This is a genomic window from Rhizobium sp. Root491 (genome assembly GCF_001427205.1).
Taxonomy (GTDB): domain Bacteria; phylum Pseudomonadota; class Alphaproteobacteria; order Rhizobiales; family Rhizobiaceae; genus Agrobacterium; species Agrobacterium tumefaciens.
On record NZ_LMFF01000016.1, the window covers coordinates 110,275 to 127,555 of the forward strand.

15 protein-coding genes are annotated in these 17,281 nt (G+C 58.6%); 2 read left to right on the forward strand and 13 right to left on the reverse strand.

Translation table 11 applies throughout. The features are described from left to right. Positions 1–4 precede the first annotated feature (4 nt). A complete protein-coding gene (locus ASD46_RS19040; protein ID WP_003515372.1) occupies positions 5–778 on the forward strand; it encodes an amino acid ABC transporter ATP-binding protein in 774 nt (257 codons plus the stop codon). Between the two features lie 1,144 nt (positions 779–1,922). On the opposite strand, the gene recJ is transcribed toward ASD46_RS19040, so the two are convergent. From recJ to ASD46_RS19065, 5 genes are all read right to left on the reverse strand, one after another. Continuing rightward, positions 1,923–3,731, reverse strand: coding sequence for a single-stranded-DNA-specific exonuclease RecJ (gene recJ, locus ASD46_RS19045; RefSeq protein WP_076845395.1), 1,809 nt, complete (start codon positions 3,729–3,731; stop codon positions 1,923–1,925). Positions 3,732–3,834: 103 nt separating this feature from the next. Further along, positions 3,835–4,059 (reverse strand): hypothetical protein, encoded by a 225-nt coding sequence (locus ASD46_RS19050; protein WP_025593517.1) that lies wholly within the window; start codon positions 4,057–4,059, stop codon positions 3,835–3,837. 187 nt (positions 4,060–4,246) lie between these two features. Further along, the gene (locus ASD46_RS19055) at positions 4,247–5,557 is read right to left on the reverse strand and encodes a homoserine dehydrogenase (protein WP_003515377.1); all 1,311 of its coding nucleotides are present in this window, start codon (positions 5,555–5,557) and stop codon (positions 4,247–4,249) included. Between the two features lie 61 nt (positions 5,558–5,618). Further along, positions 5,619–6,839, reverse strand: a complete 1,221-nt coding sequence (locus ASD46_RS19060; protein ID WP_003515379.1) for an LL-diaminopimelate aminotransferase — start codon at positions 6,837–6,839, stop codon at positions 5,619–5,621. Between the two features lie 300 nt (positions 6,840–7,139). Continuing rightward, positions 7,140–8,099 carry a nucleoside hydrolase gene (locus ASD46_RS19065; RefSeq protein WP_025593520.1) on the reverse strand — a complete coding sequence of 320 codons (960 nt, stop codon included), beginning with the start codon at positions 8,097–8,099 and terminating at the stop codon, positions 7,140–7,142. 179 nt (positions 8,100–8,278) lie between these two features. Between ASD46_RS19065 and ASD46_RS19070 the strand changes: the two genes are divergently transcribed. Continuing rightward, positions 8,279–9,082, forward strand: coding sequence for a TSUP family transporter (locus ASD46_RS19070; RefSeq protein WP_025593522.1), 804 nt, complete (start codon positions 8,279–8,281; stop codon positions 9,080–9,082). 43 nt (positions 9,083–9,125) lie between these two features. Here ASD46_RS19070 and ASD46_RS19075 read toward each other — a convergent pair whose 3' ends face one another. From ASD46_RS19075 to hemN, 8 genes are all read right to left on the reverse strand, one after another. Then, entirely contained in the window at positions 9,126–9,824 is a 699-nt protein-coding gene (locus ASD46_RS19075) for a hypothetical protein (RefSeq protein WP_013636202.1), read from the reverse strand. A gap of 279 nt (positions 9,825–10,103) precedes the next feature. After that, positions 10,104–11,033: a lipid A biosynthesis lauroyl acyltransferase gene (locus ASD46_RS19080; RefSeq protein ID WP_019566226.1), complete on the reverse strand. Its 930-nt coding sequence runs from the start codon at positions 11,031–11,033 to the stop codon at positions 10,104–10,106. Positions 11,034–11,037: 4 nt separating this feature from the next. Continuing rightward, the gene (locus tag ASD46_RS19085) at positions 11,038–12,066 is read right to left on the reverse strand and encodes a zinc-binding dehydrogenase (RefSeq protein ID WP_003515388.1); all 1,029 of its coding nucleotides are present in this window, start codon (positions 12,064–12,066) and stop codon (positions 11,038–11,040) included. 152 nt (positions 12,067–12,218) lie between these two features. Next, positions 12,219–13,502, reverse strand: coding sequence for a beta-ketoacyl-ACP synthase (locus tag ASD46_RS19090; protein ID WP_060642559.1), 1,284 nt, complete (start codon positions 13,500–13,502; stop codon positions 12,219–12,221). 12 nt (positions 13,503–13,514) lie between these two features. Then, positions 13,515–14,711 (reverse strand): beta-ketoacyl-ACP synthase, encoded by a 1,197-nt coding sequence (locus tag ASD46_RS19095; protein WP_003515391.1) that lies wholly within the window; start codon positions 14,709–14,711, stop codon positions 13,515–13,517. A gap of 209 nt (positions 14,712–14,920) precedes the next feature. After that, the gene (locus ASD46_RS19105) at positions 14,921–15,400 is read right to left on the reverse strand and encodes a 3-hydroxyacyl-ACP dehydratase FabZ family protein (RefSeq protein ID WP_003515392.1); all 480 of its coding nucleotides are present in this window, start codon (positions 15,398–15,400) and stop codon (positions 14,921–14,923) included. An 89-nt stretch (positions 15,401–15,489) separates the two neighbouring features. Further along, positions 15,490–15,774 (reverse strand): acyl carrier protein, encoded by a 285-nt coding sequence (locus tag ASD46_RS19110; RefSeq protein ID WP_019566223.1) that lies wholly within the window; start codon positions 15,772–15,774, stop codon positions 15,490–15,492. A gap of 114 nt (positions 15,775–15,888) precedes the next feature. After that, on the reverse strand, positions 15,889–17,238 hold the full coding sequence (gene hemN / locus ASD46_RS19115) for an oxygen-independent coproporphyrinogen III oxidase (RefSeq protein WP_025593527.1): 1,350 nt from the start codon (positions 17,236–17,238) through the stop codon (positions 15,889–15,891). Positions 17,239–17,281 lie beyond the last annotated feature (43 nt).

The window sequence follows — 17,281 nt, forward strand, 5'->3', positions numbered from 1 at the left end:
CAAAATGGCAGAAACCCAAACAAAAAAACTGGCCGTTTCGACAACGGACGTGGCAATCGAACTCGTCGGCATGAACAAGTGGTATGGCGACTTCCACGTCCTGCGCGACATCAACCTGAAGGTGATGAAGGGCGAGCGTATCGTCATCGCCGGCCCTTCGGGATCGGGCAAATCGACCATGATCCGCTGCATCAACCGGCTGGAAGAACATCAGTCGGGCACGATCAACGTCGACGGTATCGAACTCACCAACGATCTGAAGAAGATCGATGAGGTGCGTCGTGAAGTCGGCATGGTGTTCCAGCACTTCAACCTCTTCCCTCACCTGACAATCCTTGAGAACTGCACACTGGCGCCGATCTGGGTTCGCAAGATGCCCAAAAAGGAAGCCGAAGAAGTGGCGATGCACTATCTGAAGCGCGTCAAGATCCCCGAACAGGCGCATAAATACCCTGGCCAGCTCTCCGGCGGTCAGCAGCAGCGCGTGGCAATCGCCCGCTCGCTGTGCATGAAGCCGAAGATCATGCTGTTTGACGAGCCGACCTCGGCGCTTGACCCGGAAATGGTCAAGGAAGTGCTTGATACCATGGTCAGCCTCGCCGAAGACGGCATGACGATGCTGTGCGTGACCCACGAAATGGGCTTTGCCCGCCAGGTCGCAAACCGCGTCATCTTCATGGACCAGGGCCAGATCGTCGAACAGAATTCGCCTGCCGAATTCTTCGACAATCCCCAGCACGAGCGCACGAGGCTGTTCCTCAGCCAGATCCTGCACTGAAACGCTGCAATCAGCTAACATCATGGAACGGGGCCATTTCGGCCCCGTTTTCATTTGACGACAGCCTCTCCACGCTCGACCTCATCCATTGGCTTGTCCTAAGGATCTAAGTCAACAAAATCGAGCGGTTGCAGATCTCGGGAAAACCCCAAGGGTGACGCCGGAATGTTTGGCAAGGTTCGCCATTCATTTTGATGGCTTCTTTCGCACCAGAAGCCCCGTTGAGTGAATCACCGGCCCCTGCAAATCGTCGTTTAACATCGTTCTTCATCCGCGAGAAGCACTGAAACTGCCAAGCCGACCTCGGTTTAACCATTTGTTACGAAACGGAAATCCTTGTTTTCCAGGGGTTCTGACAGCCAATGTCATTTTTTTGTCAAATCATGCATTTTTCCGCTTGCGGACCACGGGGAGCCTGACTATAAGGGCGCCACACCACAAGCGCACGCGCCCTTCGTCTATCGGTTAGGACGTCAGATTTTCATTCTGAAAAGAGGGGTTCGACTCGCCACTTGCATTCGTGTTTCCCCTTTCGAAAATATAAAGCAGCTTCGCAGACAGCGGATTCGTCACGCGTGATCGATGCGCCGGAACCGATTCCCGGGCGATACGTTAGAGTGCTGTCCCCCCGATGGAAGGCAAGCCGGATGAATCGCCAGCGGGCAAATCGACCGGCTTGCCTTTCCCCTTCCAGCCAAATCACAGTGTCGGTTCTTTCTGGCGGGCAGCAGATGTCAGCTAAGGGTTGGAGAACCACACCCGAGGCCTTCCACGAGTCATGAAGGCATTGCCGGCGCGCCGTGATAGCGGCGAAATTTCAAGGCCTTGGCCAGTCCCGGCGCAGTTTTCCACAGCCGGTCCGGCCTCCATAAAAAAACTCGTCACGAAGCGGAAAAAATCAATTTTTCCGCTTGCGGAGCAACGGGAGCCTGACTATAAGGGCGCCACACCACAAGCGCACGCGCCCTTCGTCTATCGGTTAGGACGTCAGATTTTCATTCTGAAAAGAGGGGTTCGACTCTCTCCTTGAAAATCAGTATTATGCGTTCAAATATTCACGTGATGTGTGAGATAGAGGATGCATGCCGTTTCAGGCCTTCCTTCAGCTTTTCCCGTTAAATCAAGTCTCGATCTGTGCCGACTGTCAGGGCGCGAAAGCCGCGTCCAGAACACGCAGCTGCACACGCCTCTGGCCCTGCCAGAGATCGGCACCCACGGTGCCTGCCACGTGGATGGACCTGCCACGCGCATTCAGCAGCATCTGCCCCAGAGGGGCCTCTGCGGCGCGGAATGCGATGCCGTCCAGCCGTGAACCATCCATGGCCTCCAGCGTGATCTTGACGTGGGAGGTGCCGACCAGACGCACATCGCGCAGCCGGTGGGCAGGCACGGCAAAAATGGGCTGAGAATGGCCGGAGCCATAAGGACCAGCCTGTTCCAGCTGATCGACAAGCTGCAGGGTCGCGCCAGACGCGCCGATTGCGCCGTCGATCTTCAGCACGCTACTTTCCACCAGCTCGCTCACCGTCTTTGCGGCAGCCTCTTCGAAGAAGGTCCGGAGTTTGCCGAGATTGGCGCGTTCCACCGTCAGGCCCGCGGCCATGGCGTGACCGCCACCCTTGACCAGCAGGCCGGCATCCACAGCGGCGCGGACCATTTTGCCCATATCGAAACCATTGATCGAGCGGCCGGAGCCCGTACCCTTGCCAGAGGGATCGAAAGCGATGGCAAAGGCCGGGCGGCGGAAACGGTCCTTGAGGCGTGAGGCAAGCAGGCCAACGATGCCAGGATGCCAGTTTTCCCGTGCGGTAACGATGACGCCAGCGCCAGACCCGTCCCCATATTCATAAAGCGCTTCCGCTTCGGCTTCCGCCAGCATCACGGCTTCCATCGCCTGTCGCTCGCGGTTCAGCTCATCCAGCTTTTCGGCAATCACGTCCGCCTGTGACGAGTCGTCGAGTGTAAGCAGACGGCTACCCAGTGCGGCATCGCCAATACGGCCACCGGCATTGATGCGTGGCCCGATCAGGAAACCGAAATGATACGGTGTCACCGGCCCGCCCAACCCCGCCTTTCTGAACAGCGCCGCCAGCCCGGCGTTGTTCATATGGCGCGCGGCAATCAACCCCTTCACCACATAGGCGCGGTTCAGCCCCTTCAAGGGCACCACGTCGCATACGGTAGCGAGTGCGACTATATCGAGCAGCGCCAGCAGATCGAGCGTGAACGCCTGTCTGTTGCGCCTGTCCTTCAACAGCCTGAGGGTGGCGACCAGAACCAGGAACACCACGCCTGCGGCGCAGAGATGCCCCTGCCCCGAAAGATCGTCTTCGCGGTTGGGATTGACCAGCGCCACCGCCGGCGGCAGTTCCGAACCGACCTGGTGGTGATCGATCACCACCACATCTGTTCCCGCATCCTTTGCGGCATTCAGCGATTCATGGCTGGTGGAGCCGCAATCGACCGTCACGATCAGGGTCGCGCCATTGGCGGCAAGCTGCTGCATCGCCGCCGGGTTCGGCCCATAACCCTCGAAAATACGATCTGGAATATAGATTTCCGGCGTCAGCCCGAAATGCGCGAGAAACCGATACATCAGCGCGGAAGACGCGGCGCCATCAACGTCATAATCGCCGAAGATCGCCACCTTCTCACCGGTCTCAATGGCGCGGACCAGCCTTTCGGCAGCCTTTTCGCAATCTGTCAGCACATGCGGGTCGGGCATCAATGAGCGAATGGTCGGATCGAGGAAAGCGAGAGCCTCATCCACCCCCACCCCTCGCCCGGCCAGCACCCGGGCAATCAGTTCGGGAATGGCATGGATCTGGGACATGGCCAGCGCACGGTTCTGTGCGGCCTGATCCAGCCGCGAAACCCAACGTTGCTCTGTCGCCGACCGCTCCACGCTTAGAAATGCGCGGACCACCGTATCGGCCGGCTCCATCATTGCCATCCTGTCCATCGTCCTGTCATGCGAATGCGTATCCGCGCCTTGTCATGACAACGGGCTAAATGGCGATGGCGCCTTTTTCAAGCAAAAACGCCCGTATGAGGTTTCACACCGAGAAAATCGAGAAAAACGGGCTGACGATCGATACCGCGCCGACCAGCAGCAACAGGGAAAACACCGCAAGTGAACACCAGTTGCGCTCATATTCGGCAATATCGAATTCCATGCCTCGAATATTGTCGTTGGCATTGTGAGGCCGCGCCCGATGATGGGCGGCCAGAACGCTTTCGCGCTTACTGTCCTTGAAAAGGATAATCGATGTCACAGCCACGCCTCCCTCGCTTAGTAACATGATTAACCATAGAACCGAATCGCGTTGTTTTCCAGCGGTTCTGAGGCGATCCCCTCAAATTTTATGGCGGCTTATCCGGTGGCCGCCAAAATGGGTTTCGGGAGAAAAAAGACCGCGCCTCCATGTGGTGGCGCGGCCCTCAAATTCAGAAAAATCGTAAAGCGTCTCAGGTCCGCTCGATGCGGATGACCTGCGGCTCGCTGACCAGATATTTCTCGTTCTTGATCGCCTTGACGGCCTTGCGGATCGCATCTTCCATCGTCGCGTGGGTCACGAGGATAATCGTCTGCGGCGCGCCTTCCACATGCACGCGCTGGCGCTGCACGATGGATTCCAGCGAGATGTTGTTATCCGCCATGCGGGTAGCGATTGAGGCGAAGACGCCCGCCTGGTCCTTCACCGTCAGCCGGATGAAATAGCCGCCTTCATGGCTCTTCATCTTGGCGCGACGATAATCGGTCAGCGACTTCGCCGGACGGCCGAGCACCGGAACCTGCTGGGCACCGGGACGGCTCTTGGCGATATCGGCAATGTCACCGAGCACGGCAGAGGCCGTGGCGTTGCCGCCCGCACCTGGGCCAACCATCAGAAGCTCGCCAAGAATATCGGACTCGATCGCCACCGCATTGGTGACGCCATCAACCTGCGCAATAACGGAATCGAGCGGCACCATGGTCGGATGCACCCGCTGCTCGATACCGGATTCGGTCACCTGCGCCACGCCGAGAAGCTTGATGCGATAACCGAGCTCGGCGGCCGCCTGAATGTCCTCGCTGGAGATGTTGGTGATGCCTTCGAGATAGATGTCGTCGGCCGAAATCTTGTTGCCGAAGGCAAGCGTCGTCAGAATGGCGAGCTTGTGGGCGGTGTCGTTACCCTCGATATCGAAGGCCGGATCGGCTTCGGCATAACCCAGCCGCTGCGCTTCTTTCAAACAGACCTCGAACGACAGCCCTTCCTTCTCCATCTTGGTCAGGATGTAGTTGCAGGTGCCGTTCATGATACCATAGATGCGCGACACATTGTTGCCGGTGAGAGATTCACGCAGCGCCTTGATGACGGGAATACCGCCGGCCACAGCCGCTTCGAAATTGAGAAGCGCGCCCTTGTCTTCGGCAATCGTCGCCAGCTCGACGCCATGCTTGGCGAGCAGCGCTTTGTTGGCTGTCACCACATGGAGACCGCGCGAAAGTGCCGCGCGCACAGCTTTTTCCGCCTGGCCGGAAGCACCGCCGACCAGTTCCACCAACACGTCGATATCGGCTTCGTTTGCAAGCTGCTCCGGCGTATCGAACCAGGTAATACCCTTGAGATCGATGCCGCGGTCACGCGAACGGTCGCGCGCGCTCACTGCAATAATCTCAATCGCGCGTCCGCAGGTAATCGCAAGTTCGTTGCTTCTCTGCTGGAGGATGCGCACGAGCGAAGCGCCGACAGTGCCGAGCCCCGCTATGCCGATTCTCAATGAATCTGCCATGGGTATGTTCCTGATTTGCTGGTGATGGTGACGGCCGGGGCCCGGCCGCCTTCGGTTGCCCTTATCTGTGGGCATTGAGCGAAACGACATTGTGCATCGTTTCGTCAGCACTCGACAGGAAACGCTTCAGATTGCGCGCTGCCTGACGAATTCTATGCTCGTTCTCAACGAGCGCGAGGCGGACGTAATCATCGCCCATTTCGCCGAAGCCGATGCCGGGAGCAACGGCAATGTCTGCCTTCTCGACCAGAAGCTTGGAAAACTCCAGGCTCCCGAGATGGCGGAACTTTTCCGGGATCTTCGCCCAGGCGAACATCGTCGCCGCCGGCGGTGGAACCTCGAAGCCCGCCTTGCCGAAAGTATCGACCATGACGTCGCGACGGCGGCGATACACGCTGCGTACCTCCGCGATGTCGGAGCCGTCGCCGTTCAGCGCGTGCGTCGCCGCAACCTGGATCGGCGTGAAGGCACCGTAATCGAGGTAGGACTTCACGCGGGTCAGCGCCGCGATCAGCCGCTCGTTGCCAACGGCAAAGCCCATGCGCCAGCCCGGCATGGAGAAGGTCTTCGACATGGAGGTGAATTCCACCGCAACGTCGATTGCACCGGGAACTTCGAGAACCGAAGGCGGCGGATTGTTGTCGTCGAAATAGATTTCCGAATAGGCAAGGTCGGAAAGCACGATGATTTCGTGCTTCTTCGCAAATGCGATCACGTCCTTGTAGAAATCGAGCGAGGCAACATGCGCCGTCGGGTTCGACGGATAGTTGACGATCAGCGCCAGCGGCTTCGGAATGGAGTGGCGCACCGCCCGCTCCAGAGGCCCGAAGAAGCTCTCGTCCGGCTCCACATTCATGGAACGGATAACGCCGCCCGCCATCAGGAAGCCGAAAGCGTGGATCGGATAGGTGGGGTTCGGACACAGGATGACGTCACCAGGCGCGGTGATGGCCTGCGCCATATTGGCGAAACCTTCCTTGGAACCAAGGGTCGCGACGACCTGCGTATCGGGGTTCAGCTTCACGCCGAACCGGCGGGCATAATAACCAGCCTGCGCGCGGCGAAGGCCGGGAATGCCCTTGGACGAGGAATAGCGATGGGTGCGAGGGTCCTGAACGACTTCGCACAGCTTGTCGACGATCGCCTTGGGGGTCGGAAGGTCGGGATTGCCCATGCCGAGATCGATGATATCGGCCCCGGCCGCTCGCGCGCTCGCTTTCAAACGGTTGACCTGTTCGAAGACGTATTGCGGCAGACGCCGGACCTTATGAAACTCTTCCATCACTTTCCTCATGGAAATGGACCGGTTCTGCCGGCCCATAACGAAGTTCGTTCTTGTTGTTAAACGCCGCCGACACGAACCGATCCGGCGGGCGCTATTCATTGTACCGCAAAGCACAAGAAAACCTACAGCGGTTTTCTCGGTCCACGCGGCATCGCGATCATCCGCCTTGTGGCTCCGGCGCGGCCTTTTCAGACCACAGGCAAGGCGAATTGCGCAATGTAATCAGGAAACCTGCATAACGCCAGATTCTTGGAAATTGCAAGGCAGACCATGGTCAAGAACGGCCATTCCGGCCCTTCAGTCGCGCTCGCCCTTCACAATTGCCGCGCGAATGACGGAAAGCACCCGCTCCGGCTTGATATCGGTGCAGATGAGCTGGCTCGGATGCCCGTCCCAGTCGCCCGGCGGAAAGGCGCGGCCATCCGGCTTCTGAATGGTCTGGCCATCGGCAAGCCCGCCGCAGACGACGCGTATAGGGCCGCTGCGGGTCTCAAACAGTTCGGGCGCGACAAGGTAAACGCAGGCGCAGCTGTCATGCACCACCATGCCATCGCCGGTGCGTGTCTTGTAGAAATCGATGTAGAATTGCGACAGATCGGAAAGCATCTGTACCGGCTTGCCGCCCGCATCTGCCATCTCGGCCATGAAGGCGCTGGTCATCACCGTTTTCGTCGTCACGTCCAGGCCGACGACGACCACGCGCCAGGGCGCGGTGAAGACGAGATCGGCCGCTTCCGGATCACCGTGAATATTGGCCTCGGCCGCCGGCGACACATTGCCGTTGATATCGAAGGCGCCGCCCATGACGATCACCTGCTTCACCAATGCCGCAAAATCCGGCTCTTCGCGCAGCGCCAAGGCCAGATTGGTCATGCGACCAACAGCGATCAGCGTCACCTCGCCGGGATTGGCCTTGACCGTCTCGATAATAAAGCGATGCGCGGGACGCGGATCGAGCGGCAGATCGATGGTCTCTGGAATATCGATATCGCCGAGACCGTTTTCGCCATGGATGAAAGTCGGCCAGTGGCCTTCCTTGCGGGCCGGATCGAAGGTCACGCCCGCACCTTTCGCTACCGGCGCCGTCATCTGCCATTCCCGTTTCAGGAAGAGCGCATTGCGGGTGGTGATATCGATGGGCGCGTTGCCGAAGACGGTGGTGACGCCGATCAGATCGATATCGGGGTGACGGTGCAGGAAAAGAAGCGCCATGGCATCATCTACACCGGGGTCCGTATCGAATATCACTTTATGCATAATGCCCTCATCCTGATGTCTCGTCATCGCCGCGTCTGGCGGTGCGCCACGGAAACATACCCATAAGCGGCAACACCGCAATCCCCCTGCCCGTCCCGGATCGGAGAGAAAAATATTGCGTGGCGATCTTTTCGGTGAAAGAAGAGGCCCTCTCCCTTAAGCCCGCCTGGACATGCCAAGTGCAAGACATCGCCCTCAACGTTTTCCTCGTTCTTTTCTTCGTCGCCATCTTTGCCGGATTTATCGATTCCATCGCCGGCGGCGGCGGTCTCATCACTATCCCGGCCATGCTGATCATGGGAATTCCGCCGCTCGATACGCTCGGCACCAACAAGCTGCAATCGCAGTTCGGCTCGGCGTCGGCCACCATTGCCTATGCCCGCCGCGGCCATGTCAATCTGAGGGAACAATTGCCGATGGCGATCATGGCGATGATCGGCGGCGGGCTCGGCGCTTTCACGGCCGCCTTCGTGCCGTCAGACCTCCTGCGCACCATCATGCCCTTTCTGCTGATCGCGATTGCCCTCTATTTCGCCTTCAAGCCGCATCTCAGCGATATCGACAGCCATCGCCGCATCACGCCTTTCGTGTTCGGCCTCACCGCCGCACCGCTCGTGGGTTTCTATGATGGCGTTTTCGGCCCCGGCGCGGGTTCCTTCTACATGCTTGCCTTCGTGGGGCTTGCCGGCTTCGGCATGCTGAAGGCAACCGCCCATACTAAGCTTCTGAACCTGGGTTCGAACTTCGGCGGCTTTGTTGTTTTTGCGGCTGGAGGCGCGGTTCTCTGGAAGCTTGGCATCGCCATGGGCATCGGCCAGTTCGTCGGCGCGCAGATCGGATCGCGGTTTGCGATGAAAAACGGCGCGAAGATCATCCGCCCGCTTTTGGTTCTTTCCTGTCTGGCAATGGCGACGAAGCTTCTTGCGGATGCATCATCCGCATGGTCAATCGCCACGATCTGGGAAACCATCTTCCCGAAATGACAGGAAGAGGACACGGCTCGACGCTTGCGTTCGAACCGTGAATTTATGCCGTGGCGCGACGGCGCCTGCGATCGGCGATTTCGCGGATGACCACCATTGCGCCAACCAGCTTGTAGTTGGAGGAATAGCAGGGCGACATTTCCAGCGATTTTACGATCGTGTGGCCGTCATGATCTTCGGCATAGGTGTATTTCGACGTACCGCCCTTGAAGCAATTGTCGAGCCTCTCCCGCAGATCGTTCTGAAAACGGTGTACTCCGACAAGCTCGGCGATATGACATCCCAAAGGCCCTTCCGGCGTATTGCGCGGAAAAGCATCGATCCCGTTGGAGAATGATACCCGATAACCGGGAGAGACGACGACCACGGGCTCGTCGAGGTCGTTCAGCATATCCTCATCGAGAATGAGATGGCGGTGGTGCCACTCCAGAATGTCCTCATCCTCGTCGCCGATCACCTTTGCCTTGAGCGGCATGCCGACATAGCGGTCGACCAGCGTTCTCAAAAGATCGGAATTGCGCTGCACGCAGCCGAGATCTTCCGCCTCGTGATTGAGGAGGTCGATGGCGAAACGGAATTGCTCACGAATGTCCTCGGAACTGCCGGTCTTACGCCCGATGACCCGATCAAGCAGCAGCTCCAGTTCACGCTCCAGCACTGCGATCTTGTCGGCCTCGTTCTTACCAACCGCTGATTGCAGTTCCGTATAACGCAGCCAGAACAGCTCAATCAAATCTTTCAACCCAACTCTCCCTGAACGGGCAAACAGCCCGCTCCCAATCCGAATGGATAGACACTTATCCCCTCATTGTAGCGTCTGTGCATTAAAAAATGACGTAACGACACGCAGGACCGCCGCAGGGATTAATCTCTAAAATATCATAGCTACTGCTATTTTTTCAATTTCGATAATCCATGAACGAAAAATAAGGTTCCACTAATAAGTAAAAATACTTAAAAACGCGATTTTACGGCCGAATTCTGTAAAAAATCACTAGAAATTCGGCCGCGCTGCAAATAATTAGATCTGGTGTTTAACGTCCCAACGGTCGTGATACCACAGCCATTGTTCGGGATATTCGCGGACCCAGCTTTCCACCTTGTCATTCAAAAGCTGCGCCGTCGCCTGAATATCGACATTTCCTTTTTCATCGCGCGGAATTTCAACCCTCGGCTCTATTTCCAGCCGGTAGCGGTTATCGGGCAGGCGCACGCAACGGGCGGGATAGACATCGCAATTGAACTGCCGCACCAGCTTGGCAAGAAGCGGGTTGGTGCGCACCTCATGGCCGAAGAACTTCGTCGTCAAGCCTTTGCCGAACTTCTGGTCGACGAGTACGCCGACACCGCCGCCCCTTTCCAGCTGCCGCGCAAGCGCGAAGGAAGAGCCGGCATGCGACGGCACGAGATTGCCCATGCGCTCCTTGCGGAACTTGAACACCTTGTCGGCCACGAAAGGATTATTCGGCGGCCGGAACAGCACCGTCACATCCAGACCGAAGGCAGAACTGGCCACCGGCAACAATTCGAAATTGCCGCTATGGGCAGTAAATACGATAAAGGGCCGCGGGTTATCGCGAAGCTCGATAAAGGTCGAAATACCCTCGACCCGGATACGGCCCGGCTCGCTATTTTCCGGATCGAAATCGAACAGCCTGTCGAGAAAGACATATTCCGCCGCAAGCCGCCCCATGCTGCCCCAGCTGTCCATTGCGATGGTAAGCCGCTCCTCTTCGGATTTCTCCGGAAAGGCGCGCGCCAGATTGTAGAGCATCAGCTTGTGGCGGCCGGTTTTCGGCCCCACGAAACGCGCCAGCCTGTCGGCAGCGCGAATTCCCGCGTCAGCTGGAAATATCTTCAGCAGATTGAGAAGGCCGAAGGCAAACGTCGCAATCAGCCATTGCCGGAAATGGTCCAGCTTCAGGACGATCCGCGTAATGAACAGTTTCAAGGCGTCAATCCATCCGCAGAACGATTTTGCCGAATACCTGGCGCGTTTCCATGCGCTCCAGCGCCCGGTCGATATCCTCGAAGGTGACTTCGGTGTCGATAACAGGGTGAACGATGCCGCGCGCCATCTTCTGCATGGCGTTGGCCATGTTTTCCATGCGGCAACCGAAGGAGCCGAGCAGCTTCAGCTGCTGCTGGAACAGCATCATCAGGTTGATATCGGTCGATACGCCTGACGTGGAGCCGCAGGTGACGAGACGGCCGCCACGCTTCAGCGAGAACATCGATCCCGCCCAGGTGTCTTTGCCGACATGCTCGAACACCACGTCTACACCCTTCTTTTTCGTCAGCTTGCGCACGACGCCTTCGAAACGGTCGGTCCGGTAGTTGATGACGTGATCGGCACCCAGGGCCTTCGCCCGTTCGATCTTGTCGTCGGAGCCGACCGTGGTGATGACGGTGCAGCCCATCTTCTTGGCCAGCTGGATCGCCGCCGTGCCGATGCCGGAACCGCCGGCATGCACGAGGATCGTTTCGCCCGATTCCAGCTTGGCATTGTCAAACAGCATGTGTTCGACCGTGCCGAAGGTCACAGGCGCCAGAGCCGCGCCGATGGCATCGACGCCATGCGGCGCCGGAACGAGCTGGCGGGCCGGAATATTGATCTTTTCCTGCGCAAAGCCGTCGAGATGGAAACCGTGCACGCCCTGAACATGTTCGCAAAGATTGTCACGGCCTTCACGGCACGGCTTGCAGATCCCGCAGGTGCGCGCGCCGTAGATCGCGACGAGCTGGCCAGGCAGCACATTCGAAACGCCCGGGCCAATGGCCTCCACTACGCCCGAAGCCTCAGCACCGATCGTCAGCGGCATCTTGCGCTTGGCAAAAGCCATGCCGCGCCAGCCCCAGACGTCGATGTGGTTCAGCGCCACGGCCTTGACGCGCAGCGTCACCTCGCCCGGACCTGGTGCATCGGGTTCAGGCAGGTCCACTTTTTCGAGCTTCCGGTCGTCCACGAGTTGAAGAGCGCGCATGTTTTTAGTCCTTCGCCCGGAGGCGTCTATCTCAAGAGTAATTCCAGCAAAACTCTGTAACGGTTTTGCGGTCGGAATGTGTAGTCACACCAGCGAGAGCGTTCCCGGGCTTCGTTCAGGCCGGAAACGCCCCTGTCTTCTGGCGGAACCGGTTAAGCCGGTTCACGCGTCATGACAAGGCTGGCATTCTGCCCGCCGAACCCGAAGGAGTTGGAAAGCACGGCATTGACCGTCGCGTCCCGCTTCACATTCGGCACCACATCGAGCGAAATGGTCGGATCAGGGTTGTTGTAGTTGATCGTCGGCGGCAGGGTGCCGGTCAGCATGGTCTGTAACGAGAACACCGCCTCCACAGCACCGGCCGCCGTCAGCGTATGGCCGATCATCGACTTGTTGGATGACAGCGGAATGTCTTTCAGGCCTTCGCCGAAGACGGCAAGCATCGAGCCATATTCCATCTTGTCGTTTTCCGGCGTCGAGGTGCCGTGGGCGTTGATGTAGCCGATATCGCTTTCAGCAACACCCGCATCTGCAAGTGCGGCGCGGATCGTCGCGATCGCCGGGCCGCCATCTGGCGAGGAACGCGTGCGGTGGAAGCTATCCGCCTTTTCACCGGCGCCCTTGATGATGCCGAGAACCTTCGCGCCGCGCGCAATCGCCGATTCCAGCGATTCCAGCACCAGCGTTGCCGCACCTTCGGCGATCACGAAACCGTCGCGGTCCTTGCTGAACGGCTTGGATGCCTTTTCCGGCGGCTCATTCTGGGTCGACAGCGCCGAGAGAAGCGAAAAGCGGATCAGCGCTTCGGCGCTGACCGAACCGTCTGTCGCAACCGTCAGCGCGCGCTCGGTGCGGCCCTGGCGGATAGCCTCGACACCAAGCTGGATTGCGGTCGCGCCGGATGCACAGGCCGTCGAGAGCGTGACCGGCAGGCCGCGTGTACCAAAGCGGTCCGAAAGACGCTCCGAAATCGCACCGAAAAGAGCCGCTTCCTGAAACGCCGGGTCCGGACGTTGACGGAAAGCCGTCAGGAACCGTTCATAGGCATCACCCGGCTGGGCGGCCGGAGGAGACCGGTCGGCAAGCTCGAAACGCGCGCTCCATTCCGGCTCGATCGGTGGTGCAGCCAGAAACAGCGGGCCATCGAAATCGCCCGATATGCCGGCCTGCGCCAAAGCCTCAATGGTTGTCTCGCGTGCAAAGGCATAAGAGCGCTCGACGGAATTCGGAACCGGGATGTCGATGAAATCGACGGTGCCGCTGATCCTTGTGGAAAGCCCCTCCGTCGGGAAGCGGGTAGTCTTGTGGATGCCCGACTTGCCCGCAGTCAGAGCCGCCCAGTTATCGGCAAGACCCTGCCCGAGCGATGTGATGATGCCCATACCGGTGACTGCAACGATCGGGCGACCGAGATGATCCTTGAAGTTGGAAGTCATGGTCTTTTCTCCTCACACGTCACGGGACAGAACGGCGACACCTTCGCCGCGAACATGGCCGACGGTGGTGACGACCGCTTCGCTGGCCGCCTCGCCCATAGGCTTTTCCGCGGCGCCATCGAAAGTAGGAACCTTCGCGCCGCTTTCAAGCGTCAGGGCAGCAAGCGCCAGCCCAAGCGGGAACTGTGCTTCAAGTCCATGGCCGGTGATACCGCCGAAACCGCGAATGACGGCCTGCGGCAAAGCTTTTTCGAGAATATTCTTTTCACGCTGCGTCACGGCGTCGTAACCGCTCGCACCGGAAAACACGACGGTCGCAGCACTGTCCTTTGCAGGGGCAAGCAGCCGTTCCATGCGCTTTTCCATCTTGCCGTCATCACGGCTACCGCGATCGCCCTCGATGGCGTCGATGCGGGCATAGATGCGTGCGCCGCGTTCACTGGCGTGCTTGCGCGATTCCAGCACCAGGAAGGCTCCCAGCGAACCGGAAATCATGCCGCCGCCGTCCTGGCCGCCACGCGACCAAAGCGGCTGCCAATCGCCCTGCGCATGCGCGCCGATCGCTTCAAACAGCAGGATCATGTCCGGGCGCTCGGCCGAGAAGGCGCCGCCCACCAGGGCGTGGCTGGATTCGCCGGAACGGATACGGTGAAACGCAGTCTCGACTGCGGAAATGCCGGCTGCTTCCTCGCCCATGAAGGTGCGGGAGGACCCTGTGACCTTATGCACGATGGAGATGTTACCGGCCATCAGATTGGAAAGCTGGGCGAGAAACAGGGTCGGACGCAATTCCGTCGTCAGCTTCTCGTTGAGCAGCACTTCGCGGTCGTTGCGTTTCAGCGCCTCATCGACAATCAGCGTATCGACATTGATGTCGCGCTCGCCACCGCCGGCAGCCACGATCATGTCCATGGTAGCGCAGGCTTCCGGGTTTTCCTTCAGCCCTGCATCATCAAGCGCGAGGCCGGCGGCAAAAACGCCGAGACGCTGCCAGTTTTCCATCTGGCGCTGGTCGCCGCGCTTGGCAATCTGCGTGGACCAGTCGATCTCCGGCATGGGATGAACCGGATAGGGTTTGAACTTTTCGGTCTCGATCACCGTTGCCGGCGCCGCAGTTCCCGAAAGAAGCGCAAGATGCGCCTGGCTGCCGACGCCGTGACAGGTCACGATGCCGACCCCGGTTATCACCACATCATTGTCAGATTTCATCGTCTGTCATCCTTTGCAGCCTGACCCATTGAAGCGGTCACGGCTATCCAACAGCGGTCGCAAACGACCACTCCATGCGTTGCGGAATAAAGCGCGCGATGCGGATTGGCAATGGTGAAGGCCCGATCCGCCAGCACAAGCCCACGATTTTCGTGAATCAAAACCGGGTCTAGGGGAAAAATGCCGTCTCCCGGCATCAGCGGAAGCGCTTATTTTTGCGCATCCGCGACAATCGCCGCCATCAGGCCGACTTCCTCGGCCCGCTTCCTGACGATAGGCGCGAGCGGAATTTCGCTGAAAGGCATTGTCCTGAGCTTCAGCTGCGCATCGCAGACCTTCTTGCCTTCGCAAGTGATCTTCGCTTTGGTGACTGCAAAACCCGAACCGTCATGTTCCAACACCGCCTCGATATCGAGAACCGCGCCCGGCTCCACGAAGGTGCGCATCTTGGCGCCGTCAACCGACATCAGGAAGGGCATGGCGGAAAAATCGCTGAACGCCAGAACCATCATGCCGGAAGCCTGCGCCATGGTCTCGATCAGAAGCACGCCCGGAACCAGCGGCATGCCGGGGAAATGTCCCTCGAAAACCGGGCTTTTGTCGGGAACGACAGACCGCGCCTTCAATGTGCGCGTCGCCATATCCACGGCTTCGACCTTGTCGATCATCTGAAAATATTCAAGCAGCATCCGTCCGGCCCGTTTCTGGTCGGTTACGACCCGTCCCTGAAGGTCAGGTCCAGAAAAAGAAATGCCCGCTCGAAGCGGGCATTATCGCCTCAGCCCTTGGCTGCGCGCAATTCGTCGATCTTGGCACAGAGGTTCTTCAGCACGAAATATTCTTCGGTGGTAACCTTGCCTTCGTTGACTTCCTGCGTCCACTGCTCGAGCGGAATCTTGATACCGAATTCCTTGTCGATGGCGAAAACGATATCCAGAAAGTCGAGGCTGTCGATGCCCAGATCGTCGATCGTGTGGCTTTCCGGCGTAATGGTTTCGCGGTCGATTTCGCTGGTTTCGGCGATAATGTCGGCAACCTTGTCGAATGTAGCTGTCACGCCCATAATCCTTATTGTCGTTCGTATTAAATATCCTGTCTGACGCACCACATAGGCAAGTCGCACAAAAAAGCCAATGGTTTCGTGACGTAACTTTGAAATTTGCCTTAAAACTGTTGCCTAAACAGCAACCGAATGACGGCCGCGTCCGCTGCCGAGATAGGCGTCAAAGGTTGCCGCGATATGACGGACAAAGGGTTTTCCCGCCTCCGTCACGGCAAAAACATCGCCATCCATCCGCACCACACCGTCCCTGTCGCCGCCAGCGAAAAGCTGCGCCTCCATGCTGACGGAATGGCTGGCCTTGCCGAAACGCCGCTTCAAATCGCCCAGATCGAGCGAAAAATCGCACATCAGCCGCTCGATGACATAGGAGCGCAGGTGATCCTCGTCAGACAATTCTATTCCCTTGAGAACCGCGAAACCACCCTCGCCCACCATCCGCTGATATTCCCCCGTCGCCACCATGTTCTGCACGTAGCCCTGGGGCAACCGGCCGATCGCGGATGCACCAAGCCCGATCAGGGCATCAGCCGTGTCAGTGGTGTAGCCCTGAAAATTCCGCCGCAGCTCCCCCGTCTCGACCGCCCGGCTCAGAGTGTCGGCGGGCTTGGCAAAATGATCGATCCCGATTGCCCGGTAACCCGCCTTGCCGAGCATCTCCGCCGCCATCGTCATCTGGCGGTAGCGCTCGGCAATATCTGGCAATGCCTGCTCAGGGATCAGCGACTGGTGTTTTTTCATCCACGGAACATGCGCATAACCGAACAGCGCGATCCGGTCGGGGTCGAGTGAGATGATCTGGTCAACCGTCTGTTGCAATGTCTCGCAGGTCTGGAACGGCAGGCCATAGAGAATGTCGCAATTGACCGAGTGAACGCCCCTTGCCCGCACGGCATCTACCACCGATTCCGTCTGCTCGAAGGTCTGAATCCGGTTGATGGTTTTTTGCACTTTGTCATCAAAGTCCTGCACACCGAGGCTCGCGCGCGTCATGCCGATGACGGCAAGCGCGTCATAGCGACTTTCGTCAAGATCGTTCGGGTCCATTTCCACGCTGATTTCGGGCGCCAGACCAAAGGTGAAATGGCGTCTTAGACAGTCCATCAGGCCCACCATGTCTTCAGGCCTCAGCATAGTGGGAGAACCGCCGCCAAAATGCACCGCGCTGACCACTGCATCGGGGGAAACAAGCGAGCCGACGGCTTCTATCTCCCGCCTAAGTGCCTCAAGATAAACGGCAATCGGCTCGTATTTCAGCGTGTGCTTGGTGTGGCAGGCACAGAACCAGCACAGCCGGTCGCAATAGGGAATATGCAGGTAAAGCGATATCCGGTTCCGGTGGCCAAGCTCGCCGAGCCAGCGGCGATAGGTGCCATTATCGATTCCCTCGTGAAAGTGCGGCGCGGTAGGATAGCTTGTGTAACGCGGCACGGCGCCCGAATATTTGCGAAGAAGTTCGGTTTTCATCCCCGGATTTGCCTTTTATCAAGAAAATGTCGATTTCCTCCCC

Coding starts and splice junctions, on each gene's coding strand:
- ASD46_RS19040 (WP_003515372.1), top strand. CDS start 5: ATGGCAGAAACCCAAACAAAAAAACTGGCCGTTTCGACAACGGACGTG.
- recJ (WP_076845395.1), bottom strand. CDS start 3,731: ATGGCAATGATGGAGCCGGCCGATACGGTGGTCCGCGCATTTCTAAGC.
- ASD46_RS19055 (WP_003515377.1), bottom strand. CDS start 5,557: ATGGCAGATTCATTGAGAATCGGCATAGCGGGGCTCGGCACTGTCGGC.
- ASD46_RS19060 (WP_003515379.1), bottom strand. CDS start 6,839: ATGGAAGAGTTTCATAAGGTCCGGCGTCTGCCGCAATACGTCTTCGAA.
- ASD46_RS19065 (WP_025593520.1), bottom strand. CDS start 8,099: ATGCATAAAGTGATATTCGATACGGACCCCGGTGTAGATGATGCCATG.
- ASD46_RS19085 (WP_003515388.1), bottom strand. CDS start 12,066: ATGCGCGCTCTTCAACTCGTGGACGACCGGAAGCTCGAAAAAGTGGAC.
- ASD46_RS19090 (WP_060642559.1), bottom strand. CDS start 13,502: ATGACTTCCAACTTCAAGGATCATCTCGGTCGCCCGATCGTTGCAGTC.
- ASD46_RS19095 (WP_003515391.1), bottom strand. CDS start 14,711: ATGAAATCTGACAATGATGTGGTGATAACCGGGGTCGGCATCGTGACC.
- ASD46_RS19105 (WP_003515392.1), bottom strand. CDS start 15,400: ATGCTGCTTGAATATTTTCAGATGATCGACAAGGTCGAAGCCGTGGAT.
- ASD46_RS19110 (WP_019566223.1), bottom strand. CDS start 15,774: ATGGGCGTGACAGCTACATTCGACAAGGTTGCCGACATTATCGCCGAA.
- hemN (WP_025593527.1), bottom strand. CDS start 17,238: ATGAAAACCGAACTTCTTCGCAAATATTCGGGCGCCGTGCCGCGTTAC.